This is a genomic window from Actinomycetospora endophytica (assembly GCF_021026375.1).
Taxonomy (GTDB): Bacteria; Actinomycetota; Actinomycetes; order Mycobacteriales; family Pseudonocardiaceae; genus Actinomycetospora; species Actinomycetospora endophytica.
Map to the genome: position 1 here is coordinate 524,752 of NZ_JAJNDB010000003.1, position 22,775 is coordinate 547,526.

General features: G+C 73.2%; 22 protein-coding genes. 9 read left to right on the forward strand and 13 right to left on the reverse strand.

Going from position 1 to position 22,775, the window contains the following annotated elements; all coding sequences use genetic code 11:
• Positions 1 to 3: 3 nt before the first annotated feature.
• The 4 genes from LQ327_RS17800 to LQ327_RS17815 all read right to left on the reverse strand — a co-directional run bounded on the left by LQ327_RS17800 (position 4) and on the right by LQ327_RS17815 (position 3,521).
• Positions 4 to 777: a cyclase family protein gene (locus LQ327_RS17800; protein ID WP_230736056.1), complete on the reverse strand. Its 774-nt coding sequence runs from the start codon at positions 775 to 777 to the stop codon at positions 4 to 6.
• A gap of 67 nt (positions 778 to 844) precedes the next feature.
• On the reverse strand, positions 845 to 2,218 hold the full coding sequence (locus LQ327_RS17805) for a diacylglycerol/lipid kinase family protein (RefSeq protein ID WP_230736058.1): 1,374 nt from the start codon (positions 2,216 to 2,218) through the stop codon (positions 845 to 847).
• A 55-nt stretch (positions 2,219 to 2,273) separates the two neighbouring features.
• Positions 2,274 to 2,876 carry an HdeD family acid-resistance protein gene (locus LQ327_RS17810; protein WP_230736060.1) on the reverse strand — a complete coding sequence of 201 codons (603 nt, stop codon included), beginning with the start codon at positions 2,874 to 2,876 and terminating at the stop codon, positions 2,274 to 2,276.
• 117 nt (positions 2,877 to 2,993) lie between these two features.
• Positions 2,994 to 3,521 (reverse strand): hypothetical protein, encoded by a 528-nt coding sequence (locus LQ327_RS17815; RefSeq protein ID WP_230736062.1) that lies wholly within the window; start codon positions 3,519 to 3,521, stop codon positions 2,994 to 2,996.
• A 247-nt stretch (positions 3,522 to 3,768) separates the two neighbouring features.
• Here LQ327_RS17815 and LQ327_RS17820 point away from each other — a divergent pair, with 247 nt between their 5' ends.
• Complete coding sequence (locus LQ327_RS17820) at positions 3,769 to 4,245, forward strand: NUDIX domain-containing protein (protein ID WP_230736064.1); 477 nt, start codon at positions 3,769 to 3,771, stop codon at positions 4,243 to 4,245.
• Between the two features lie 13 nt (positions 4,246 to 4,258).
• Here LQ327_RS17820 and LQ327_RS17825 read toward each other — a convergent pair whose 3' ends face one another.
• Positions 4,259 to 4,444, reverse strand: coding sequence for a hypothetical protein (locus tag LQ327_RS17825; RefSeq protein WP_230736066.1), 186 nt, complete (start codon positions 4,442 to 4,444; stop codon positions 4,259 to 4,261).
• Between the two features lie 239 nt (positions 4,445 to 4,683).
• Here LQ327_RS17825 and LQ327_RS17830 point away from each other — a divergent pair, with 239 nt between their 5' ends.
• On the forward strand, positions 4,684 to 5,502 hold the full coding sequence (locus LQ327_RS17830; RefSeq protein ID WP_230736068.1) for an LLM class flavin-dependent oxidoreductase: 819 nt from the start codon (positions 4,684 to 4,686) through the stop codon (positions 5,500 to 5,502).
• On the opposite strand, the gene LQ327_RS17835 is transcribed toward LQ327_RS17830, so the two are convergent.
• Both LQ327_RS17835 and LQ327_RS17840 read right to left on the reverse strand, forming a co-directional pair.
• Positions 5,456 to 6,457, reverse strand: a complete 1,002-nt coding sequence (locus LQ327_RS17835; RefSeq protein WP_230736071.1) for a DUF5996 family protein — start codon at positions 6,455 to 6,457, stop codon at positions 5,456 to 5,458. The genes LQ327_RS17830 and LQ327_RS17835 overlap by 47 nt on opposite strands.
• Positions 6,458 to 6,943: 486 nt before the next feature.
• Positions 6,944 to 7,969, reverse strand: coding sequence for a 6-phosphofructokinase (locus LQ327_RS17840; RefSeq protein ID WP_230736073.1), 1,026 nt, complete (start codon positions 7,967 to 7,969; stop codon positions 6,944 to 6,946).
• Positions 7,970 to 8,123: 154 nt separating this feature from the next.
• Here LQ327_RS17840 and LQ327_RS17845 point away from each other — a divergent pair, with 154 nt between their 5' ends.
• The gene (locus LQ327_RS17845) at positions 8,124 to 9,665 is read left to right on the forward strand and encodes a class I adenylate-forming enzyme family protein (protein ID WP_230736074.1); all 1,542 of its coding nucleotides are present in this window, start codon (positions 8,124 to 8,126) and stop codon (positions 9,663 to 9,665) included.
• Here the strand turns inward: LQ327_RS17845 and LQ327_RS17850 are convergent.
• A complete protein-coding gene (locus tag LQ327_RS17850; protein ID WP_269070431.1) occupies positions 9,610 to 11,556 on the reverse strand; it encodes an APC family permease in 1,947 nt (648 codons plus the stop codon). The two genes, LQ327_RS17845 and LQ327_RS17850, sit on opposite strands and share 56 nt — an antisense overlap.
• Positions 11,557 to 11,825: 269 nt before the next feature.
• On the opposite strand from LQ327_RS17850, the gene LQ327_RS17855 reads away from it, so the two are divergent.
• The gene (locus LQ327_RS17855) at positions 11,826 to 12,236 is read left to right on the forward strand and encodes a hypothetical protein (protein ID WP_230736078.1); all 411 of its coding nucleotides are present in this window, start codon (positions 11,826 to 11,828) and stop codon (positions 12,234 to 12,236) included.
• A gap of 12 nt (positions 12,237 to 12,248) precedes the next feature.
• On the opposite strand, the gene LQ327_RS17860 is transcribed toward LQ327_RS17855, so the two are convergent.
• Positions 12,249 to 12,875 carry a response regulator gene (locus LQ327_RS17860; RefSeq protein WP_230736080.1) on the reverse strand — a complete coding sequence of 209 codons (627 nt, stop codon included), beginning with the start codon at positions 12,873 to 12,875 and terminating at the stop codon, positions 12,249 to 12,251.
• Between the two features lie 167 nt (positions 12,876 to 13,042).
• Positions 13,043 to 14,800: a GAF domain-containing sensor histidine kinase gene (locus LQ327_RS17865; protein WP_230736082.1), complete on the reverse strand. Its 1,758-nt coding sequence runs from the start codon at positions 14,798 to 14,800 to the stop codon at positions 13,043 to 13,045.
• 297 nt (positions 14,801 to 15,097) lie between these two features.
• Here LQ327_RS17865 and kdpF point away from each other — a divergent pair, with 297 nt between their 5' ends.
• Genes kdpF through LQ327_RS17885 form a run of 4 tightly spaced genes read left to right on the forward strand, consistent with a single transcriptional unit; the run spans position 15,098 to position 19,681 of the window.
• The gene (kdpF, locus tag LQ327_RS17870) at positions 15,098 to 15,187 is read left to right on the forward strand and encodes a K(+)-transporting ATPase subunit F (protein WP_230736084.1); all 90 of its coding nucleotides are present in this window, start codon (positions 15,098 to 15,100) and stop codon (positions 15,185 to 15,187) included.
• Positions 15,187 to 16,851, forward strand: a complete 1,665-nt coding sequence (gene kdpA, locus LQ327_RS17875) for a potassium-transporting ATPase subunit KdpA (RefSeq protein ID WP_230736086.1) — start codon at positions 15,187 to 15,189, stop codon at positions 16,849 to 16,851. The genes kdpF and kdpA overlap by 1 nt, the downstream gene beginning before the upstream one ends.
• A gap of 20 nt (positions 16,852 to 16,871) precedes the next feature.
• Complete coding sequence (gene kdpB / locus LQ327_RS17880) at positions 16,872 to 19,004, forward strand: potassium-transporting ATPase subunit KdpB (protein WP_230736284.1); 2,133 nt, start codon at positions 16,872 to 16,874, stop codon at positions 19,002 to 19,004.
• Between the two features lie 2 nt (positions 19,005 to 19,006).
• On the forward strand, positions 19,007 to 19,681 hold the full coding sequence (locus LQ327_RS17885) for a potassium-transporting ATPase subunit C (RefSeq protein WP_230736088.1): 675 nt from the start codon (positions 19,007 to 19,009) through the stop codon (positions 19,679 to 19,681).
• Between the two features lie 15 nt (positions 19,682 to 19,696).
• Here LQ327_RS17885 and LQ327_RS17890 read toward each other — a convergent pair whose 3' ends face one another.
• Entirely contained in the window at positions 19,697 to 20,281 is a 585-nt protein-coding gene (locus tag LQ327_RS17890) for an NADPH-dependent FMN reductase (protein WP_230736090.1), read from the reverse strand.
• Between the two features lie 85 nt (positions 20,282 to 20,366).
• A complete protein-coding gene (locus tag LQ327_RS17895; RefSeq protein ID WP_230736092.1) occupies positions 20,367 to 21,362 on the reverse strand; it encodes a PhnD/SsuA/transferrin family substrate-binding protein in 996 nt (331 codons plus the stop codon).
• 169 nt (positions 21,363 to 21,531) lie between these two features.
• Between LQ327_RS17895 and LQ327_RS17900 the strand changes: the two genes are divergently transcribed.
• Positions 21,532 to 22,353 carry a COG4705 family protein gene (locus LQ327_RS17900; RefSeq protein ID WP_230736094.1) on the forward strand — a complete coding sequence of 274 codons (822 nt, stop codon included), beginning with the start codon at positions 21,532 to 21,534 and terminating at the stop codon, positions 22,351 to 22,353.
• On the opposite strand, the gene LQ327_RS17905 is transcribed toward LQ327_RS17900, so the two are convergent.
• The gene (locus tag LQ327_RS17905; RefSeq protein WP_230736096.1) at positions 22,348 to 22,638 is read right to left on the reverse strand and encodes a hypothetical protein; all 291 of its coding nucleotides are present in this window, start codon (positions 22,636 to 22,638) and stop codon (positions 22,348 to 22,350) included. The genes LQ327_RS17900 and LQ327_RS17905 overlap by 6 nt on opposite strands.
• Positions 22,639 to 22,775: the final 137 nt, after the last annotated feature.

Genomic DNA, 22,775 nt, shown 5'->3' on the forward strand with positions numbered 1-22,775 from the left:
CGGTCACCGCTCCACCAACGCCAGCACGCGGGCGGGCGAGCCGGACCCCCCGACGATGGGGAGCGGGCACACCACCAGCACCGCACCCGTCGTCGGGACCCGCCCGAGGTTGCGGAGGCTGGTGAGGCCCCAGCGGTTCGCGCCCATGAGGAAGTGGTGGCAGGAGAACGGCGGGTCGAACCCGCCCGCCGCGCCCGCGTCGGTGCCGACGGTCTCCACCCCGAACCCGGTCAGCGGGGACTCCTGCGCGATCCAGCGGGCGCACTCCGTCGACACCCCCGGCGTGTGGGGGCCCGCGTCGTCGGCGTTCATGAACTCCTCCTGCGTCCCGCCGCGGGCCTCCCACCCGGTGCGGTAGAGGAGCCACCCGCCGTCGGGCAGCGGGCCGTGCTCGGACTGCCAGGACTCGAGGTCGGCCACCTCGAGCAGGAAGTCCGGGTCCTTCTCGACCTCGGCGGTCCGGTCGATCACGACGGCGGGCGCGACGAGCGTCCGCATCGGGACCTGGGACACGTCGGGACCGTTGCGGCCGGTGACCCAGTGGTTCGGGGCGTCGAGGTGGGTGCCGGTGTGCTCGCCGGTGTGGATGTCGTTCCAGTACCAGGCGGGGCCGCGGTCGTCGTAGCGCGAGAGCTCCTCGAGCCGGAAGCGGCTGGTATTCGCGAACGGTGCGGGGAGCTCGAGGATCGGGGTGGACTCCTGCAGCGGGGTCGTGAGGTCGACGACCTCGACGGCCCCGGAGCTCATCGCGTCGGTGAGCGCGGACAGCACGGACATGGTCATCTCCTCGGGCCGGTTCGCCAGCGAGCATGACCCGCGGCACGGCCCGCGCACCACCGGAGCGTCACGCGCGGGCCCGGCCGACGAGCACTCCCCACAGCGCCGGGACCGCTGTCCCGAGGCGCCCGGGAGCGCTGGCGGCGGGGGAGACACCGGGCGCGCCCAGCGGGGTGCGCACGCGCAGCGCGCCGGGCAGCGTCTGGAACCGCAGCGGCGGCGCGAGCCGCAGCGCCTCGCCGTCCACCCCGACGTCGAGCAGCGGCTCGGAGGAGTCCACGACGAACTCCGTCGTCGTCCAGGCGGCGTAGCCGTGGAAGCGCCGGATCCGCCCCGTGGCTTCGGCGGCCATCAGGGCCGACAGGTCCCGGGCCCGATCGACGGCCACGGTGACCACGCCGAGCCGGCCGGTGTCGAGCCGCGGCCGGCTGCCGAAGCCCCCGATGGTCTCGAGGGTGTACTCGCCGTTGGACACCAGGATCATGTCCGCCGACGATCGCGTCCGACCGTCCGGCCGCTCGAAGCGCAGGTCGGAGCGTGTCGCGTCGGGGCCGAGCAGATCCGGGAGCATCTGCGTGGTGGTGGCGAGCTTCCCGTCGCGATAGGCGTCCGACTGGACGATGGTCGCGTACACCCCGAGCGACGCGTTGTTGACGAAGACGCGGTCCCCGATCCGGGCGAGGTCGATGCGGCCCTCGAGCGCCTCGCCGTAGGCGTCCAGTGCGGCGACGACGTCGTTGCGGTCGAGACCCAGGTCGAGGGCGAGATGGTTCCGGGTGCCGGCCGGTACGCAGACGTGGGCCAGGCCGTGACGCCGCGCGACGTCGGCGACGAGTGCCTGCGAGCCGTCGCCGCCCGCCATGCCGAGGACGTCCGCCCCGGCCGCGACCGCCGCCTCGGCCAGCTCGCGCAGGTCGTCGCCGGGCCCCAGCACGACGGCGCGGATGCCGCGGCGGCCGGCCTCCGCCTCCAGGTCGAAGCGGCCGACCTTCCCGCCCCCGGACCGCGGGTTCATCAGGAGCACGCCGCGGCGGGCCGGACCCACCCGGCCGCCCGTCGACGGCCGGACGGCGTCGGGCCGCAGCGCCACCCGTGCGGCCGCCACCGAGATCGCCGCGAACAGCACGACGAGCACGATCCGCAGGGTCGTCGCGGCATCGAGGGAGACCACGAGCAGGATCACCGCGGCCGCGAGGGCGGCGACCGCGAGCGCCGCGGCGACGACCCGGCGAGCACCCCGGCTGACCAGCGCGATCCACCCGGCCTGGACCGCGAGCACGACGAGCACGACGTCGAGGACCAGGACCCCGACGTTGCGGAGCGTGCCGAGCACGACGCCCCCGACGGCCGCGAGCAGCGCGATCAGCGCGACCGCCGCCGCGATCCGCCGGGCCGCGGACGGACGCCGCGGATCACCCGACGACGGGCCGGCCGTCGTCATCGCCCCGGACCGACGCCGGGTCGTGCAGCGCATCGGCGGGGCGGAGCGCCGATGCTCAGGCGGGCGCGCCGGTCGTGCGTGGCGTCGACACGGCTCCGGCGGGCCCGCGCCGGGCGACGAGCACCGTCACGCCCTCGAGCAGCGTCTGGACGCCCAGCAGGATCCCGAGCAGCAGCACGCTGGCGGTCGTGAGGTTCAGCAGCACCAGCAGACCGAGCAGCACCGAGATGACACCGCTGGTCACCACGATCCAGCGTCCCTCGGGGACCGCACCCGACATCGCGATCCGGGTGACGCCGACGACGAGGAACAGCGCGCCCGCGACCAGCGTGAGGGTCACCAGGCCGGCTGCCGGATTGCGGAGCACGAAGATCCCCAGCACGAGCAGCACGGCACCGCCCACGATCATCGACCAGACACTGCCCTCCTTGCGTCGGACGACGGCCTGCACCAGCAGCACGATGCCGCCGATCACGGCCGCCCAGCCGATGAAGAAGATCGAGACGACCGTCGCCAGCGCCGCGTTGGCCAGCACGAGCAGACCCACGACCACCAGCACGATCCCCAGCACGATGTCCCAGCCCGACCTGCGGCCGGCGCCATTCATGGTCATCTGTTGCCCCCTTCGTCCCATCCCCGCGCCGGCGGCGCGGAACACTCCGTGAGGTGTAGGCGCTCCGGCGGGCGACGCCCAGTGCCGGAGGACTCCCGCTGTCCGGGCCCTGTGTCACCGGGAGCACGGCGCCCGGCGGTCCGGCCCGATCGGTGACGGCCATCAGTGGAGCCGGGCCTTGAGCGCGATGATCCCGACGCCGACGAGGACCGACACCACGACCCAGCCGGCCCGGACCGGGAGCGAGCGGTGCGAGTCGCGGGCCTCGATCGCGCTGCAGAGGACCAGGGTCAGCACTCCCAGCCACAGGGCGACGTCGATCGCGGCCTGCACGCCGAGCCCGAACAGGTCGGCGACGAGCAGGAACAGGCCGGCGGCGACGCCGGGGGCGGCGGCCGTCGAGCACGCGCTCAGTTCCTCGCGGATCTCCTCCGCGGGCAGGGAGCGGACGGTGGCCAGGGCCATCGAGAACAGACCGGCGTAGGCCTCGCCGAAGAAGATGACCACTCCGGTGCCCACGACGGTCAGCACCGCCGGACCCAGGCTCGTCTCGTGGTCGCCGAGGTAGGCCAGGACCGACATCGCGAAGATCGACCCGGTCAGGGCGGCGCGGAGCCGGGCCCGGGTGTGGGGGCTGAGGTCGCCGCGACTCGACCCGGCGATCTTCGGCTCCTCCGAAGCGGCTGCCATGCGCCCTCCCTCCCGGCCTCAGGTGACGACGTGCCGGCCGCCGGAGACCCGGGCGGACGCGGGGCGGGCAGCGGCGCTCAGATTCCTCCGGCGCGGGCCGCCGCGCTTCACCCGTCGCGGGTGAGGGGCGTGCCTCCGGCCGTCGGCGGGACCCGAATCATCCGCCGGGGGTGAGGGAACGGCCGCCGCGGCGGGTCACCGTCAGGGACCGGCCCACGCGCCACCGAGGAGGGTTCGGACAGCTGCCATGACCCGCTTCGAGTACCACCACGATCCCCACGCGCCGCAGGCGACGATCGTCGCTCCCAGCGTGTTCGCCGTCGTCCGCGACGACGCCGGCCGGGTCCTCCTCGTCCGGCGCACCGACAACGGCCTGTGGGAACTGCCGGGCGGCCGCGTCGAGGTCGGCGAGTCGGCGACCGATGCGGTCGAACGCGAGGTGGCCGAGGAGAGCGGCGTCGTCATCAAGGTGCTCCGGCTGGCCGGGATCTCCACGGACCCGAGCCACCTCATCGCGTCCCCGACCGGCACCGAGACCCGGCAGCAGTTCGCCGTGTGCGTCCACGCCTGGCCCGTGAGCGGCGACCCGCATCCCGACGGTTCAGAGACCTCCGACGCCGCCTGGGTCCCGGTCGGCGACCTCGCGGACAGGGAGATGCACCCGACGATGCGGCTGCGGCTCGCGCACGCCCTCACCCATCCCCGGGACGCCTATCTCGAGTGACGGACCGGGGTCGTCAGCTCTCCGCGGGGACGAGCAGGTCGCCGCCGGGGACGTCGGCCTCCCGGTAGGTGACTCCGTCGATGTCCACGGTGGTGGGCGACGGGGGCCGCGCCTCGCGCAGGCGGTAGCCCATGTCGATCCGCTTGTTGTGGTTCGGGTGGTCGGGGTGCAGGACCCGGTACCGGTAGGTGGTGCCCATCACCGGACCGCCCTCGGGAGATGCGCCGTCCCGATCCCGCCGGGCACGTCGACAGTGATCGCATGGCGCCGTCCGCGCGCCGCCCCCGTGTCGTTCATCGAGAGCAAGATACATCCGGCCCGCGCGCCTGCAAGTGCATCCGCATCACCCCATTCCGTGGTGATCGACGGCGGGCCGTCGTGACGCGGGCCGTACACGTCGGTGGTTGGATCGCAGGCGACGGCAGACGAGGGGATCCGATGACGGCGTTCCGGTTCGGCGTGGTGGCCGCGGCCCAGCAGGGCGGCGCGAGGTGGCGCGACACGGCCCGCCGCGCGGAGGAGCTCGGATACTCGACGCTGCTCTCCCCGGACAACCTCCACATCCCGACGCCGACCGCGGCGCTCGCGACGGCCGCCGCGGTCACCGACCGGCTGCGCGTCGGCTCGTTCGTGCTGGCCAGCCCGTTGCGCACCGCCCGCGCGGCGGCGTGGGAGGCCCACAGCCTGACCACGCTCACCGAGGGCCGCTTCGAGCTCGGCCTCGGCACCGGCCTGCCGTCGATGCGCGAGCAGGCCGAGGAGCTGGGCTTGCCCTACGGCAGCGCCGGTGAACGGCTCGACGCGATCTCCGCGACGATCGACCACGTCCGCCGGCTCGACGGCGAGGCGCACACCCACACCCCGGTGATGGTCGCCGCGGGCGGGCCCCGGGCGCGACGGCTCGCCGCGGCGAAGGCCGACATCGTGACCCTCGCCGGCGGTGTGCTGACCCCCCGCGACGAGTTCGCCGCCCACGTCGAGGAGCTCCGGTCGGCGGCGGACGGCCGCGAGCTCGAGCTCGCGATGAACATCTTCGTGGTCGGCGACGAGGTCCCGGCGTGGATGCGCGGCTTCATCCAGGCCGACGCGCAGGCCCTCATCGAGAACGACTCGCTGACGATGCTCCGGGGCGGCGTCGACGACATGGCCGCCGAGCTCGAACGCCGGCGCGCGGAGCTGGGCGTCTCCTACGTCAGCGTGAACAGCGCGTTCATCGAGGAGTTCGCTCCGCTGGTGGCGCGGCTGTCGGGGACGTGAGCGCCGGGGCGCCGGCCCGCTCGCCCTGCCGGAGGGGGTCGGTGATCCCGGCCGGGCAGGCCAGCTCGCCGACCGACCAGCCGGCGCGGACCGCTCCGGCGAGGTACGCGCTCTCGTAGAAGTCGAGCACCGTGGCGCGGGGATCGGCGCTCCCGCGGACCGCGCCGTAGCCGAGCACCGCCAGGTGCGCCCCGCCCTGCCCGACCCAGCGCGCCGCCGGTGGGCTCAGGGGTGAGTCGGCCAGCCCCGCCGGCTCGGGCGCGGTGTAGGAGTAGAACGCCGGCTCGGGCGTCGACGGATCGCCGAACCAGAACCCGGAGCTGATCACCTCGCGGGAGTAGGCCTCGCGGGTGACCGGATCGGTGCCGGGGGCGGGGGCGATGATCCGCTCGGAGAAGCGGGTGACCGCGATGTCGAAGGTGTGCCAGAAGTGGTGCACCGGGCTGGTCTTGCCGCTGTAGCCGCCGGCGAACTGCTCGAGCAGCAGGTTGACCTGGCCGAGGATGTGCCAGTAGCGGGTGACCGCGGCGGGGTCGTAGGTCGCGTGCTCGGTGTCCAGGGCGAACGGGCGCTCGTGGTCGGGCAGGTCGAACGGGCGCGGATCGGCGATCGCCACCGGCAGGTCGAGAGCCGCCAGACCGGCGGTCAGATCGGCGTAGAAGGCCGCGACGGAGCGGTCCCGCAGCGGGAACGACCACCGTCGCCCGTCGTCGGAACCCAGGTCCAGGCGGTGATCGATCAGGTCGAGCTCGATGCTGAAGATCCGGGTGCCGTCGAGGCTCATGGGCCGGGTGGTCAGGCCGCGGCCGGAGAGGTGCAGCGGCACGTTCCACCAGTGGTTGCGCCGGGGACTGGCCGCCAGCCGGATCTTGCCGACGATCTGGGCGAAGCGGTGCAACGTCTCGCGGGTGGGGGCCCAGTCCGCGTAGGGCAGGTCGGGGAACAGCTCGGTCACCGGGTCCTCCAGCGGTGCGACGGTCGGGCGCGAGAGGCCCGTCGGGGGTCCCGACGAGGATGGGCGCGGGTCGCGGTCCGGGGCATCGGTCAGCCGACCGAACCTTCCCCACCTACGCAGCGGTACCGGAGCGCAGAACGGTCGACCGACCGATACCGGCCGCCGGGAGCCGGGCGCACGCTCGATGCGCTCCGTCACCGCATCCCCTCCCGAGAGGCCTCCCGATGACCGATCAGCCGACACAACCCGCGTCCGAGCAGTGGATTCACCGCCGCGGCACGCCGAGCAGCTCATCGGAACGACGACTCATCGCGGGCCTCCTCTCGGCGAGATCCGACAGTAGGCCCGCGCTGCGGTCGCTGCATCCACCGAATGACCGCAGTCGCGGATGACGCGCGCCATTCCATTGCACGCGCCGCAACCCTTTTCGGTATCGACGGCCACCGACCGTCGTCAATTCCCGAAAATATGATGCGCGGCTATTCGTCAGCCGAAGAAGACCGCGGCCTCCGCGTAGAGCGCCGGGTCGACGAGCTTGAGCTCCCGGGTGGCCTCCTGCAGCGGCACCGTGACGATGTCGGTCCCGCGCAGCGCGGTCATCTGCCCCCACTGGCCCGCGGCGACGGCGTCGATGGCGTGCAGCCCGAACCGGGTCGCGAGCCAGCGGTCGCGCGCCGAGGGGGTGCCCCCGCGCTGCACGTGCCCGAGCACGGTGGTGCGGGCCTCCTTGCCGGTGCGCGCCTCGATCTCGCGGCCCAGCCAGTCGCCGACCCCACCGAGCCGGGCGTGGCCGAACGCGTCCTTGGCCCCGGTCAGCAACGACTCCTCGCCGTCCTTGGGCATCGCGCCCTCGGAGACGACGATGATCGGCGCGTACTCCAGCCGGAACCGACTCTCCACCCAGTCGCAGACCTGCTCGATCTCGAAGCGCACCTCCGGGATGAGGATGGCGTTCGCCCCGCCCGCCATGCCGGAGTGCAGCGCGATCCACCCGGCGTGCCGCCCCATCACCTCCACGATGAGCGTGCGGTGGTGGGACTCGGCGGTGGTGTGCAGCCGGTCGATCGCCTCGGTGGCGATCGTGACCGCGGTGTCGAAGCCGAAGGTGTAGTCGGTGCCCGAGAGGTCGTTGTCGATCGTCTTGGGCACCCCGACGACGTTGACCCCCAGCTCCTGCAGCTTGCTCGCGACCCCGAGGGTGTCCTCCCCGCCGATCGCCACGAGGGCGTCCACGCCGAGGTCGGCCAGGTTCCGCCGGATGCGTTCCACCCCGTCGTCGATCGCGAAGGGGTTGGTCCGCGACGAGCCGAGGATCGTCCCGCCCCGCGGGAGCAGCCCGCGCACGGCCGAGATGTCGAGCGGCTTCGTCAGCCCCTCCAGCGGGCCGCGCCAGCCGTCGAGGAACCCGACGAACTCGTAGCCGTACTCCGGGATACCGCGCCGCACGATCGCGCGGATGACCGCGTTCAGACCGGGGCAGTCGCCGCCGCCGGTCAAGATTCCCACCCGCATGCCGGGTACCCCCTCGCTGTCGATGCGCGGCGCCGACCACCTCGTCGTCGGGCACATCGTCGCGGAGTCCACGCCGGGCGCCGCAACCGGCCACGTCGACGACCACGCCCACTAGAGTGGCCCGGGTCACACCCGACGACGGCGGAGGTGGACGGTGGCGACCCTCGGCACGGTTCTCGAGCCCCTCCCCCGCGGCGCGGCCCCGTTCGACACCGCGGGCATCACCCGCGGCGCCGACGGCGTCGCCCGCTACGACCGCCTGGCACCCTCGATCGTGGCCATGGTGCGGGCCTCGGTGGAGCGTCGTCCCGACGTCGAGGCGGTGGTCGAGGTCGGCGGCGACCGGGTGACCTACGGCGAGCTGTGGGACCGCGCCGCGGCGGTGGCCGGCGGGCTGGTGCTCGACGGCGTCCGGCGCGGCGACCGCGTCGCCTCGCTGCTGCCGGCCGGGCTGGACTGGGTGGTCGGCTTCCTCGGGACGTTGCTCGCCGGGGCCGTGGCCGTCCCGGTCAACACGCGCTTCGCCCCGCCCGAGATCGAGCACGTCCTCGCCGACAGCGGCGCCACGGCAGTGCTGCGGGCCGGATCGCCGCTGCCGTCGGGTCATCCGGAGGCACTCGACGATCTCGTCCCCTCCGACCTCGCGGCGATCTTCTACACCAGCGGGACAACCGGGCGACCGAAGGGCGCGCGCACCACGCACGGGAACTTCCTGGCGAACGTCGAGACCGCGATCCGCGTGATCGGCTTCGACCGCGCGGAGGGGCCGTCGGTCCGGAACCTGGTGTCGGTGCCCTTGTTCCACGTCACCGGTTGCAACTCGCAGCTGCTCGTCCAGCTCGGGCTCGGCGGCACCACGGTGGTGCTGCCGACCTTCGAGCGCGGGACCTTCGTCCGCACGATCGTCGAGGAGCGCATCGACACGATCGTCAGCGTCCCCGCGATCTACGGGCTGACGCTGGTCCGCGCCGACATCGACGCCGACCTCTCGCACGTCCGGCGGGTCACCTACGGCGGCGCGCCGATCGCGCCCGCCCTGGTCCGGCGGCTGGCCGAACGGCTCCCGCGGGCGAGGCTGGGGAACGGCTTCGGCCTCACCGAGACCTCCTCGATCGCCACGTTCCTGCCCCACGAGTACGCGGCGGACCACGCCGACGCGGTCGGGTTCGCCGCGCCGGTGGTCGACCTGGCGCTCGCCGGGGCCGACGACGCCGGGGTCGGCGAGCTGCTCGTGCGCGGCCCGAACGTCGTCGACGGCTACTGGGCGGCGCCCGAGGCGACCGCGTCGACCTTCCTCGACGGCTGGCTGCACACCGGCGACCTCGCCCGCGTCGACGACGGCATCGTGCGGATCGTCGACCGCGCCAAGGACGTGATCAACCGGGGCGGGGAGAACGTGTACTCGGTGGAGGTCGAGAACGCCCTCGCCGGTGCCCCGGGGGTCGCGGACGCGGCCGTGGTCGGCGTGCCCGACGACGTCATGGGCGAGAAGGTCGGCGCCGTCCTGGTGCCCGCGGCCGGGTCGCTCGACGTGCCCGCCGTCCTGGCCCACCTCGACACGCAGCTGGCCGACTACAAGGTGCCCCAGTACGTGGTCGTCTCCGCCGAGCCGCTGCCCCGCAACCCGGGCGGGAAGCTGCTCAAGCGGACCCTGCGGGATGCGACGGCGTGGGGGCCTCCGATCCGTGGGCGCTGACCACATCTCCGGCGCCGACGGCCACGGGAGCGACGGCGGCCGAGCGCAGGTGCCAGGGCACGTCGATGACGACGACGGCGGGCTGGAAGAGCAGCCGGGCCTTGAGGCGCAGCGCGCTCTGGTTGTGCAGCAGCTGCTCCCACCAGTGCCCGACGACGTACTCCGGGATGACCACGGTGACGACGTCGCGCGGTCCCCGCCGCGGGAAGTCGCGCACGTACTTCAGGATCGGGCGGGTGATCTCCCGGTACGGCGAGTCGATGACGGTGAGCGCGACGCCGGTGTCGGCGGCGTCCCAGTCGCGCCGGAGCTGCTCGGGCTCGTCGTCGACGGGCACGGTGATCGCGGTGAGGGTGTCGGGGCGCAGGAAGCGGGCGTAGGCGAGGGCCCGCAGCGTGGGGCCGTTGATCGACGACACGAGGACGAGCACGTGGTTGCGGCTCGGGCCGAGCGGTCGGTCGGCCCCGATCGCGGTCTCGTCGGCGACGGTCGCGTAGTGCCGGGACACCCCGCGCATCATCACGAAGAGGACCGGCACGGCCAGCACCACGATCCAGGCGCCGTCCAGGAACTTGGTGACCAGGACGACGAGCAGGACCGTGCCGGTGGCGACCGCCCCCACGGCGTTGATCGTCTGGGCCCGGCGCATCCCGGCGCGGCCCTCGACGTCCGGGGCGGCCAGCCGGCGCTGCCAGTGCCGCACCATCCCGAGCTGCGAGAGCGTGAAGGCGATGAACACGCCCACCACGTAGAGCTGGATGAGGGCGTTGACGTTGGCGTCGAAGGACCAGATGAGCACGATCGCGAACAGCGCGAGCAGCACGATGCCGTTGGAGAACACCAGCCGGTCGCCGCGCGTGTAGAACTGCCGCGGCAGGTAGCGGTCGCGCGCGAGGATCGAGGCCAGGACCGGGAAGCCGTTGAACGAGGTGTTCGCGGCGAGGATCAGGATGCCCGCGGTGAGGGTCTGGACGGCGTAGAAGCCCACGGTCCCGTCCCCGAACACCGCGGCGGCGACCTGGGCGAGCACGGTGCGCGGTGCGGTGCCGGGCGGGAGGCCGAGCTGGGCGGGATCGGCCGCGGTGTGCACCCCGGAGATGACGGCCAGCGCGGTGATGCCCACGCCCATGGTCACCGCCAGCGCCGCGAGCAGGCCGAGGGTCGACGCCGCGTTCTTCGCCTTGGGCGTGCGGAACACCGGCACCCCGTTGCTGATCGCCTCGACCCCGGTGAGCGCGGTGCAGCCCTGGGCGAAGGCGCGCAGGACCAGTAGCACGGCGAGCAGCCCGGCGGCGTGCTCGGTGGGCAGCACCGGCAGGTGCGCGCTCTCGGCCACGAGGTGATGCCCGAGCAGGCCGCGGACGGCGGCCCAGCCGAACATCACGAACACCACGAGGACGAAGCCGTAGGTCGGGGCGGCGAACGCGGTGCCGGTCTCCCGCAGGCCGCGCAGGTTCACCACGGTGAGCACGACGACGAGCCCGACGGCGATGGCGACGGCGTGCGGCGCCGCCTCGGGGATCGCCGAGGTGATCGCGGCCGTCCCGGCGACCACCGAGACCGCGACCGTCATCACGTAGTCGACCAGCAGCGCGGCCGCGGCGACGAGCCCGGCCGAGGATCCGAGGTTCTCGTGGCTGACGATGTACGACCCGCCGCCCCGCGGGTACGCGCGGCAGGTCTGGCGGTAGGAGGCCACCACGATCACCAGGACGGCGGCGACCAGGACGGTGATCCACGGAGCGTCGGCGAAGAACGCCAGACCGCCGGCGGAGAGCGCCACCAGGATCGACTCGGTGGCGTAGGCGACCGACGAGAGCGCGTCACTGCAGAAGATCGGCAGGGCCAGCCAGCGGGGCAGCAGGGTCTCGCCGAGGCGCGTCGAGGCCATCGGACGGCCCACCAGCAGTCGCTTCGACAGCGTCGCACCCCACACGCTGCGTGAGCGTAGGAACGCGCTCCCGGACCCGGCGGGCCGAGCGCGATAAGAACGCGTCAAAACTTCCCGGAGGCCCTCGGAATGTGACGGGCACCCCGACCCGTGAATGCCGGGAATTCTGCCGCATTTCGGTGGATCGCACGATTCCGGCGACGTGAAGGTTGCGTAGACACCGCCGTCCCCAGGCCGCTGACCAGCGAGGATCGCCCCGGCCGAAGGAGGTGGACGAGACGTCGGAGTCGATCGCCGAGGCACCGGCCGGCCTGCTCGTACCGCCGGCCGCCGCCGTCGGATTCGTCGCGGCGGTCGCGATCGGCGCGGTCGCCCCGCCGGATTCGTGGTGGGCGCTCGTGGCGCTCGTCGCCGGGTGCGCAGTGACCTCCACCGTCGGCTCGGGCCGGGCCGCGCTGGTGATCGCCGTGCTGTGGGCGCTGTGCGCCGACGGCTTCGTGGCGCACCGCTACGGGCGGCTGGTCCCGGTCGGCCCCGGGGACCTCGCCTGGCTCGCCGCGTTCGCCGGCGCCGGGCTCCTCGGGGCATGGTGCCGGCTCCCGCCCGCGCTCGTCCGACGGCGGGTCGACCTGCTGCTGCGCATCGGCCGCGAGGCGCCCTCCCGGGCGCCGGCGACCTGAGCGGGGTCGGACTCAGCGGCCGCGCAGCCGCTCCGCGAGCACCGCGGCCTGGGTCCGGCGCCGCATCCCGAGCTTGTCGAGCAGCGAGGTGACGTGGTTCTTCACGGTCTTCTCGGCGAGGAAGAGCTCGGCGCCGATCTCGGCGTTGGTGAGCCCTTCCCCGATGAGGTCGAACACCGACCGTTCCCGGGCCGTGAGCGTCGAGCGGGGGTCGTCGGGCCTGCCCCGCAGGCGAGCCATCACGATCTCGGTGACCCGGGTGTCGAGCAGCGAGCGACCCGCGCCCACCTCGCGCACCGCCGCGGCGAGGTCGCTGCCCCCGACATCCTTGAGGACGTACCCGGCCGCTCCGGCGAGCACGGCGTCCACCACCGCGTCCTCGTCGGCATACGAGGTGAGCATCAGGCACACCAGGGACGGGCACCGGGACCGGAGCTCGCGGCACAGCTCCACCCCCGACCCGTCCGGCAACCGGACGTCGAGCACCGCCACGTCCACCGTCGTCGCCGGCACCCGGGCGAGGGCCTCGGCGACCCCGGCGGCCTCGCCGACCACCTCGATGTCGCCGCCCGCCGTCAGGAGCTCGGTGACCCCGCGGCGGACGACCTCGTGGTCGTCGACCAGGAAGACCCGCAGCACACCGTCAGCCTAGGAGGACGCGCCCGTCCGCACCCCTCCCGAGCAGGACCAAGGTCCCGCCGCGGGCACGACCTCGGCCCCTGGGTGCGCGGGCACCCGCAGGGCACGCTGGGAGACGTCGGGTCGCCGGACCCGACCACGGAACCGGTTCGGTGACCTCCCCCCGGTCACCGAGCCGGTTCGTCACGGTCCGGGGAGGGTGCCGCCGGGATCCGCCAGGCGAGACGCGTCCCGGGGCCCTCCTCGCGCCCGGCGATGGTGAGCTCGCCGCCGTAGGTGCGGGCGCGCCGGTCGAGGTTGAGCAGGCCGGACAGGACCGCCGCCTCCGGCATCCCGCGCCCGTCGTCGCTGACGTCGACCTCGACCGTCTCGCCGACCGAGATGCTCACGCGGACCGTCGAGGCCCCCGAATGACGGACCGCGTTGCTGACCGCTTCGCGCACCACCGCCTCGAGGTGGTTGCCGACCGGCTCCGGCAGTTCGTCGACCCCACCGGTCATCACGACGACGGGGCGGACGGCGGTCTCGGCGGTCAGCTCGGCGACGCTCGCCCGCAGCCGTCCGGACAGCCCAGGCCGCCCGGCGCGGTGGAGGTCGAAGATCGTCGCGCGGATCTCCCGGGCCACGTCGTCGAGCTGGGCGACGGCGTCGCCGACGCGCTCGGACACGGCGCCGTCGGTGATCCTCGGCAGCACCCCCTGCAGCCGCAGACCCACGGCGTAGAGCCGTTGCATCACGTGGTCGTGCAGGTCGGCGGCGATCCGCTCCCGGTCGACGAGCAGGTCGACGTCGCGCCGGAGTCCCTGCATGCGGGCCTGGTGCAGGACGACGGAGGCCTGTTCGGCGAACGACGCGATCGCGGGGAGCTGCCCCGGGTCGAAGGGGGCGCCGCCGCGTCGTCGGGCCGCGACGAGGACGCCGCCACCGTCGCCGGGCGCACCGCCCCGCAACGGCACGATCATCACCGGGCCGAGGTCGGCGTCCGGGCCGGTCCCGGGGTCGTCGGGTGGGCCGGTCAGCAGCAGCCGCACGGCGACCCGGGGCGTCCCGGTGCGTGCCACCTCGGCGAGCGGGCCGTCGTTCCCCCGCAGGACCCGGCCCACGGGGAGCACGTCGAGGCCGACGGACGCGACGACCTCGAGGCGCTCTTCCTCCCCGTCGAGGGCCCCGCGCGCGACGAACGCGCCGTCGGCGTCGCTGATCCCGGCCGCGTGCCGCGCGACGAGGGCGAGCGCGTCGCCGGGCGCCGAGCCCGCGAGCAGCGTGGCCGTGACCTCCCCGGTCGCGCGCAGCAGGCGCTCGGTCCGCCGCAGCTCCCCGACCAGTGAGGAGGACTCGCCGTAGAGGCGGGCGTTGTCGACCGCGACGCCGGCCGCCGTCGCGAGGGCGGTCACGACGCCCTCGTCGTCCTCGGTGAACCCGCCGGACGCGTTCTTCTCGGTGAGGTAGAGCGTCCCGAACACCTCGCCGTGGACCCAGACGGGGACGCCGAGGAAGGAGTGCATCGACGGGTGGCCATGGGGGAAGCCGACCGCGGCCGGATGGGCGACGAGATCGGTCAGCCGGAGCGGGCGGGGATCGTCGATGAGGAGCCCGAGGATGCCCTGACCGCGCGGCGGGCCACCGAGCCGGCGCCGCAGCTCGTCCTCGTCGACCCCCACGGTCACGAACTCCGCGAGGGTGGTGCGGTCGGTGGAGAGGACCCCGAGGGCGCAGTAGCGGGCGTCGACCAGCTCGGCGGCCGCCGCGACCACGCGGCGCAGCGTGCTCGGGAGGTCGAGCCCGGACGCGACGGCGACGACGGCCTCGACGAGGGCCTCAGCGCGATCACGGGTGCGGCCGATCTCGTCGGCGCGCCGGGCCACCTCGGCGATGAGCTCCGGCAGCCGGGCCGCCGCGAGCTCGGTCCGATCCGGCTCACTCATTCCTCGCCCCCCGGTCGACGCCGTCCCCCTACGGCACTCCTACCACCTGGCACGGCCGACGACGCCGTCCCGAGGGGCGCCCGGGGCGCGTGAAAGAACGCCCGCCCGACGTCAACGACCCGTCAACACGACGGTCCGCGCCCGACGGCGGGCGCACAGTCACGCCGAGCTGCCCCGGACCGGCCGGGGCGCGGCGACAGACGAAGGGACGGCGGTCGTGGCCGACCTCCTCTATGGCCTGGTGGTGATCGCGGTGTTCACGATCCTGCTGCTGGCGGTCCGCGGACTGGACCGGTTGTGATCGCGGCGAACGTGATCGGCGGGCTGGTCGCCCTGGCCCTGCTGATCTACCTCGTCGTCGCCCTCGTCCGTCCCGAGAGGTTCTGATGGGCGACACGGCCGCAGGGCTGTTGCAGCTCGTCGCGCTCCTGCTCGCGCTGGCCGCGGTCTGGCGGCCCCTGGGCGACTGGATGGCCCGCGTCTACACCTCGCCGACCCACGGGCGCGGCGAGCGCGTGATCTACCGGCTCACCGGGATCGACCCGGACTCCGACCAGCGGGCCGGTACCTACGCGGTGTCGATCCTGGCGTTCTCGCTGCTCGGGATCGTCGTGCTCTACCTGGTCCAGCGCCTGCAGGGGGTGCTCGGGTTCGACCAGGGCCACGGCGCGGTCGACCCCGGGGTCGCGTTCAACACCGCGATCTCGTTCGTCACCAACACGAACTGGCAGTCCTACGTCCCTGAGACGACCATGGGCGCGGTCACCCAGATGATCGGGCTGACCGTCCAGAACTTCGTCTCGGCCGCGGTCGGCATGGCCGTGGCGGTGGCACTGATCCGCGGGTTCGTCCGGTCGCGCTCGGGTGGTCGCATCGGCAACGCCTGGGTCGACGTGGTCCGCGGCTGCACGCGGATCCTGCTGCCGCTCGCCGCCGTCGTCGCGATCGTCCTGCTCGCGCTCGGCGTCGTGATGAGCCTGCACGCCGGCGCCGACGTCGTCGGGGTCGACGGCCGGGCGAGCACGATCGCCCTCGCGCCGGCCGCGTCCCAGGAGGCGATCAAGGAGCTGGGCACCAACGGCGGCGGCGTCTTCAACGCCAACTCGGCCCACCCCTTCGAGAACCCGGACGCCGTCACGAACTGGATCGAGATCTTCGCGCTGCTGGTGATCCCGGTGTCCCTGACCCGCACGTTCGGCCGCATGGTCGGCAACCAGCGCCAGGGCGTGGCGCTGCTGGGCGTCATGGCCACGCTGTGGGGCGCCATGCTCGCGATCATCTGGACGGCGGAGGCGCACGCCACCGGCCCGGCCGCGGTGGCCGCCGGCGCGAACCTCGAGGGCAAGGAGGTCCGCTTCGGGATCCCCTCGTCGGCGCTGTTCGCGAACTCCACGACCAGCACCTCGACCGGCGCGGTGAACTCGCTGCACGACAGCTACTCGGCGTTCGGCGGCGGCGGGACGTTGCTGAACATGCTGTTCAGCGAGATGACGCCGGGCGGCGTCGGGACGGGCCTCTACAGCATCCTCGTGGTCGCCGTCGTCGCGGTGTTCCTCGCCGGTCTGATGGTCGGGCGCACCCCCGAGTACCTCGGCAAGAAGCTCGGCCGCCGCGAGGTGACGTGCGCCGTCGTCGTCGTGCTGGCCATGCCCGCCGTCGTGCTGCTCGGCACCGGCCTGGCGATCGCGCTGCCCTCGACCGGTGGCGCCCTCGGCAACTCCGGGCCCCACGGGCTCTCCGAGGTCCTCTACGCGTTCGCCTCCGCGGCGAACAACAACGGCTCGGCGTTCGCCGGGCTGACCGTGACCGGCCCGTTCTTCCAGACCGCCCTGGGCGTGGCGATGCTGATCGGCCGCTTCCTGCCGATCGTGGCCGTCCTCGCCCTCGCCGGACTCCTCGCCCGGCAGCCCCGGGTCGAGCCCGGCGCCGGGACGCTGGCCACGGACAAGCCGCTGTTCTCGGTGCTCGTGGTCGGGACGATCGTCCTGGTCGCCGCGATCACCTTCCTCCCCGCACTCGCGCTCAGCCCCATCGCGGAGGGCCTGTCATGACCGTCCGGCACCCCGAGACCATGCGCCCCGTCGACCGGCCGCCACGGGAGGCGCAGGAGGTCCACGCCGAACGTTCCGGCCGGGTGGGCGCCGGCGCGTTCCGGCCCGCGCAGCTGCTCGAGTCCCTGCCCGAGGCGCTGCGCAAGCTCGATCCGCGCGTCCAGATCCGCAACCCGGTGATGTTCGTGGTGTGGGTCGGGTCGGTCGTGGTCACGGTGTCGGCGGTGGTGTCGCCGAGCGTGTTCGCCTGGCTGATCGCGGTGTGGCTGTGGTTCACCGTGGTGTTCGCGAACCTCGCCGAGGCCGTCGCCGAGGGCCGCGGCCGCGCACAGGCCGACGCCCTGCGGCGCACCCGGACCGACACCGTGGCGCGGCGGCTGCGTCCCGGCGGCACGGTCGAGGAGGTCCCCGCGACGGCGCTGCGCCTCGACGACCGGGTGGTCGTCGAGGCCGGGCAGACGATCCCCGGCGACGGCGAGATCGTCGACGGCATCGCGACCGTGGACGAGTCGGCGATCACCGGCGAGTCCGCCCCGGTGGTCCGCGAGTCCGGCGGCGACTTCTCGTCGGTCACCGGGGGCACGACGGTGCTCTCCGATCGCATCGTCGTGCGGATCACCACGCGGCCCGGCGAGTCCTTCGTCGACCGGATGATCGCCCTCGTCGAGGGTGCGCAGCGGCAGAAGACCCCCAACGAGATCGCGCTGACGATCCTGCTGGCGGCGCTGACGATCGTGTTCCTGCTCGCCGTGGTCACGCTCCAGCCCATGGCCGGCTACTCCGGGGCCCAGCAGTCGCTCGTGGTCCTCGTGGCCCTGCTGGTGTGCCTGATCCCGACCACCATCGGTGCGCTGCTCTCCGCGATCGGGATCGCCGGGATGGACCGGTTGGTGCAGCGCAACGTCCTGGCGACGTCGGGGCGGGCGGTCGAGGCGGCCGGCGACGTCTCGACGCTGCTGCTCGACAAGACCGGCACCATCACCTACGGCAACCGGCGGGCGACGGCGCTGCACGCGCTGCCCGGCGTCGGGGAGGCAGAGCTCGCGCGGCTGGCCCGGTTGTCCAGCCTCGCCGACAGCACGCCCGAGGGCCGCTCGATCGTCGAGCTGTGCGCGAGCGGATTCGGGCTGGCGCCGGAGGCGTCGGCGGAGGAGGCGCGGGCGGAGTTCGTGCCGTTCTCGGCGACCACCCGCATGTCCGGGGTGGACGTGACCGGTCCCGACGGCAGCGTCGAGTCGATTCGCAAGGGCGCGGTCGCGTCGGTGCTCGACTGGCTCGACGCCTGCGGTTCCGGCGACGACCGGGCCCGGGCCCACATCGAGGCGGTCGCCCAGGAGATCAGCTCCCGGGGCGGGACTCCTTTGGCCTGCGGCCATGTGAACGGATTTGGTCGCCAGGACGACCAATTCCATTCACATGGCGGAGCCATCGAGCTCTCCGACGTCGTCAAACCCGGCATCGCCGCGCGCTTCGCGGAGCTGCGCACGATGGGGATCCGCACCGTGATGATCACGGGCGACAACCCGGTGACCGCCCGGGCCATCGCCGCCGAGTCCGGCGTCGACGACGTCCTGGCCGAGGCGACCCCCGAGGACAAGCTCGCCCTGATCCGCCAGGAGCAGTCGGGCGGGCGGCTGGTGGCCATGACCGGGGACGGCACCAACGACGCGCCCGCGCTGGCCCAGGCCGACGTGGGCGTGGCCATGAACTCCGGCACCACCGCCGCCAAGGAGGCCGGCAACATGGTCGACCTCGACTCCGACCCCACCAAGCTCATCGGGGTGGTCGAGATCGGCAAGCAGATGCTGGTGACCCGCGGGGCGCTGACCACGTTCTCGGTGGCCAACGACCTGGCGAAGTACTTCGCGATCCTGCCCGCCATGTTCCTGGTGATCTTCCCGCAGCTCGCCGCGCTCAACGTCATGCACCTGGCGACGCCGGAGTCGGCGATCCTGTCCGCGGTCATCTTCAACGCGCTGATCATCGTCGCGCTCATCCCGCTGGCCCTGCGCGGAGTCCGGTTCCGGCCGATGGGCTCCGACGCCATGCTGCGACGCAACCTGCTGGTCTACGGGCTCGGCGGCGTCGTCGTCCCCTTCGTCGGCATCTATCTCATCGACCTCGTCGTCCGGTTCATCCCGGGGATCGGCTGATCATGTCCACGCTCACCGAACACACCACCGACGAGGCCACCCCCGCCCACCCGGTGACGACGTCCGCGCTGCGGCGCCAGGCCGTCGCGGCCCTGCGGCTGGTCGTCGTCCTCACCGTCCTGCTGGGCGTGATCTACCCGCTCGGGGTCTGGGGCGTCAGCCGCGTCCCGGGGCTGCACCACCAGGCCGAGGGCTCGCTCACCCCGACCGGGTCGTCGCTCATCGGGATCGACCCGGTGCCGGCGAACGCCGCGGCCGATCCGTGGTTCCACACCCGCCCCTCGGCCTCCGCGCCGCAGGACGCCACCGCGGGGCTGGGACCGGCCGACCCGGGCACCTCCGGCGGGTCGAACAAGGCGGCCGACTCCCACGACCTGGTCACGGCCGTCGGCGAGCGCCGCACCGCGATCGCCGCCCGCGAGGGTGTCGACCCGGCCGCGGTCCCGACGGACGCCGTGACGGCCTCGGGCTCGGGCCTCGACCCCGACATCAGCCCGGCCTACGCCGCCCTGCAGGTCTCCCGGGTCGCCCGGGTGACCGGCCTCGGGCCGGACCGGGTCCGGGTCCTCGTCGCCGAGGCCACCCGGGGCCGCTCGCTCGGGTTCCTCGGCGAGCCGACGGTGAACGTGTCCGAGCTCGACGCCCTCGTCCACGCCACCGCGCCGGGCGCCCGGTGAGGGGTCGCCGGGGTGTCAGGCCTCGGTCGCGGACTTGCGCGGGATGTCCGGCGCGGCGGCCCCGGCCCCGGCCGGCATCCCGCGGGCGAATCCGACGACGGCGTCGGCGAGGTCGCGCAGCCGGGCGCGCACCCCGTCGTCCACGAGCTCGCCCTCCGAGAAGTGCGTGTTGTTGGCGTACACCGCGCCGGGCACCGCCCACGCCCGGAAGAAGCCGATGAGTGGCTTCAGCTCGTGTTCCAGCGCGAGGTAGTGGTGATCGGTGCCGCCCGTCGCGACGAGCCCGACCGGCTTGCCGGCCAGCGCGTCGTTCGGCAGCACGTCGAACAGGTTCTTCAACCGGCCCGTGTACCCGCCGCGGTACATCGGCGTCCCGACCAGCAGGGCGTCCGCGGCGACCACCCGGTCGATGGCATCCCGGGTCGTGCCGGTGTAGTCGGCCGGATCGCGGCCGTCGCTGAACACGAGCTCCTGCTCGCGCAGATCGAGCAGGTCGACGTGCACGTCGTCGTGCTCGGCCGCCCGCCGCGATGCGACGTCGAGCGCGAGCACCGTCTTCGAGGGCGACGACGGGCTCCCCGAGACAGCCAGCAGATCCACACGAACCCCTTCCGGACCGTCGACACGGCCGTGCGGGGGTGATCGTCCCCCGGGACCCGACGGCACGCAGCCGGAGCTGGGCCGTTTACCCGGTCGTCCCGGGCACGAAGATGTCCTCCGACGTCAGCAGCCGTCGCGACAGGCCCTGCTCGTGGTGGTAGCGCAGGAACGTGTCCACCGCCGTGCGATTGGCGTCGACGCCGTAGGGCCACCAGTCCTCGCCCAGCAGCGCACGGTTCTCGGCGAACAGCTCACTGAACCACGGGGTGATCACGGCCATGTGCTGTTTCGCCGCATTCGCCCGGTAGTGCTCCTGGACGATGTCCTTGGCCTCGCAGAACGCCTGGTAGACCGACTCCACGAGGCCCGGCACCTCGACCAGTTCCCGGCGGATCGCGACGACATGCATCATCGGGAAGATTCCGGTGCGGCGGTAGTAGTCCCGTTCGACCGCCTCGTAGTCGACGAACAGCCGCCGGATCCTCGTGGTCGACCCGTCGAGCAGGCGCTGCGGCACGTCGACCGACAGGAGGGCGTCGATCTCACCGTTCTCGAGCAGCGCGGCCAGCGTCTGGTCGTCGTCGGCATGGCGCACGTGGACGCCGTCCGGGACGGGCTGGGGAATCCAGTCGAACGAGGGGATCGGGTGGTCGGTGCCGCCGATCACCCAGTCGATCTCCTCGGGCGCCACGCCGTACTCGTCCGCCAGCACGCCCTTCATCCAGACCCCCGGGTCGGACCCGTACAGCGCGAACTCCCCGATGGTCCGGCCGGCGAGATCCTCCGGCCGCTCGATCCCGCTGTCGACGTTCACGAACAGGGACGAATGACGGAAGTTGCGGTTCGGGAAGATCGGCAGGGCGAGGAAGGGCGAGTCGTCCCGGTCGAAGGTGCGCAGGAAGTACGTCAGCCCGAACTCGGCGATGTCCAACTCGCCCTGCGCCATCGACCGGAAGACGTCGGAGATCAGCGGCGAGGTGTGCAGGTTCGCGTCGACGCCGCCGATCGTCACCCGTCCGTCGAACAGCGGCTCGGTGTGCTCGTACCGGTAGACGCCCACCTCGAGGCTCAGATCAGCCATCACGGGACTCCTTCCCTCGCTGACGATTCCGCGAACGACCTCCCGATGATGTGCCGACGAGCATCGAGACGTCCAAGACCATGTTGCTCTCGGACCCATCGCGATCGGCGCTGGATCCGGGAGGATCGGACTCATGAGCGACACATGATCCGCTCGCGACGATGCGGCCATGAGTCTCCCCTCGCCGGGCGACCCGGCGACCGGCCACGATCGTTCCGGCAGGTCAATCCCGGGCCCGGGAATGCGGTACGCCGCGGCCAAGGTCCCCGAGGTCACCGTGTGGTTCTGGGTGGCGAAGCTGCTCACGACGGGGATGGGTGAGACCACCTGGGACTGGGCGGCGCTCGCGCTCGGTCCCGTCCCGGCGATCGGGCTGAGCGGACTCGGGTTCGTGGTGGCGATCGGGCTGCAGCTGCGGGCGCCCGCCTACCGCGCGTGGACCTACTGGTTCGCGGTCCTGATGGTCAGCGTCTTCGGGACGACCTGTGCCGACGCCGTCCACGTCGTGCTCGGGGTGCCCTACGCGGTCTCGACGGTCGTGTTCCTGATCGCGGTGCTCGCGGCGTTCGGGCTCTGGTACCGGGTGGAGGGGACGCTCTCGATGCACAGCATCGACACCCGTCGTCGGGAGCTCTTCTACTGGAGCGCGGTCATCCTGACCTTCGCGCTGGGAACCGCACTCGGCGATCTCACCGCGACCACCCTCGGGATCGGCTACGCGGGGTCGATCCTGTTGTTCGGGGTGCTGTTCGTGCTGCCGTTCGTGGCGCGGTGGGCGACCGCCGCGAATGCGGTCGCCCTGTTCTGGACCGCCTACGTGATGACCCGGCCGTTCGGTGCCTCGGTGGCCGACTGGGTCGGGGTGCCGGCAGCGCGGGGCGGGGTCGGGATCGGCACCGGCCTGGTCTCGCTGGTGGCGCTGCTGGCGATCGTCGCCGTCGTGGTCGGGCTCGAGGTCGGAGACCGACGGCGCGCCGTCGCCGTCTCATGAGAGCTGCGGGTGGCGGTGGTGCAGCACGAACAGCAGTCCCACGGCGAGCACCAGGGCCACCGACCCGACCGACCACACGATGACGCGCTCGGGTTCGCCGACGACGCTCAGGGCGCCGTCGGCGACGGCCGCCGCGCCGACCAGCAGATCGATCACCAGACCGGTGGTGCGTCTCCCCCGCGGCGTGTCGTCGTGTCGCCGACGCGACCATTCCCGAATCGCGCCGGCGAGGAACCCGACCCCCACGAGGACCAGGATCAGCGAGCCCGCGGCCGAGGCGCTCACGGTCGCCGCCGGAGGGTTCTTCGCATGCGGTGATGATGTGCCGGATTCGATGTGTCATTCGTGAACGTCCCGTCGCCGGGAGGTCGACGACCTGCTCACGTCCCTCGGCTGACGGACCCGCCGACTCTCATCGTCGG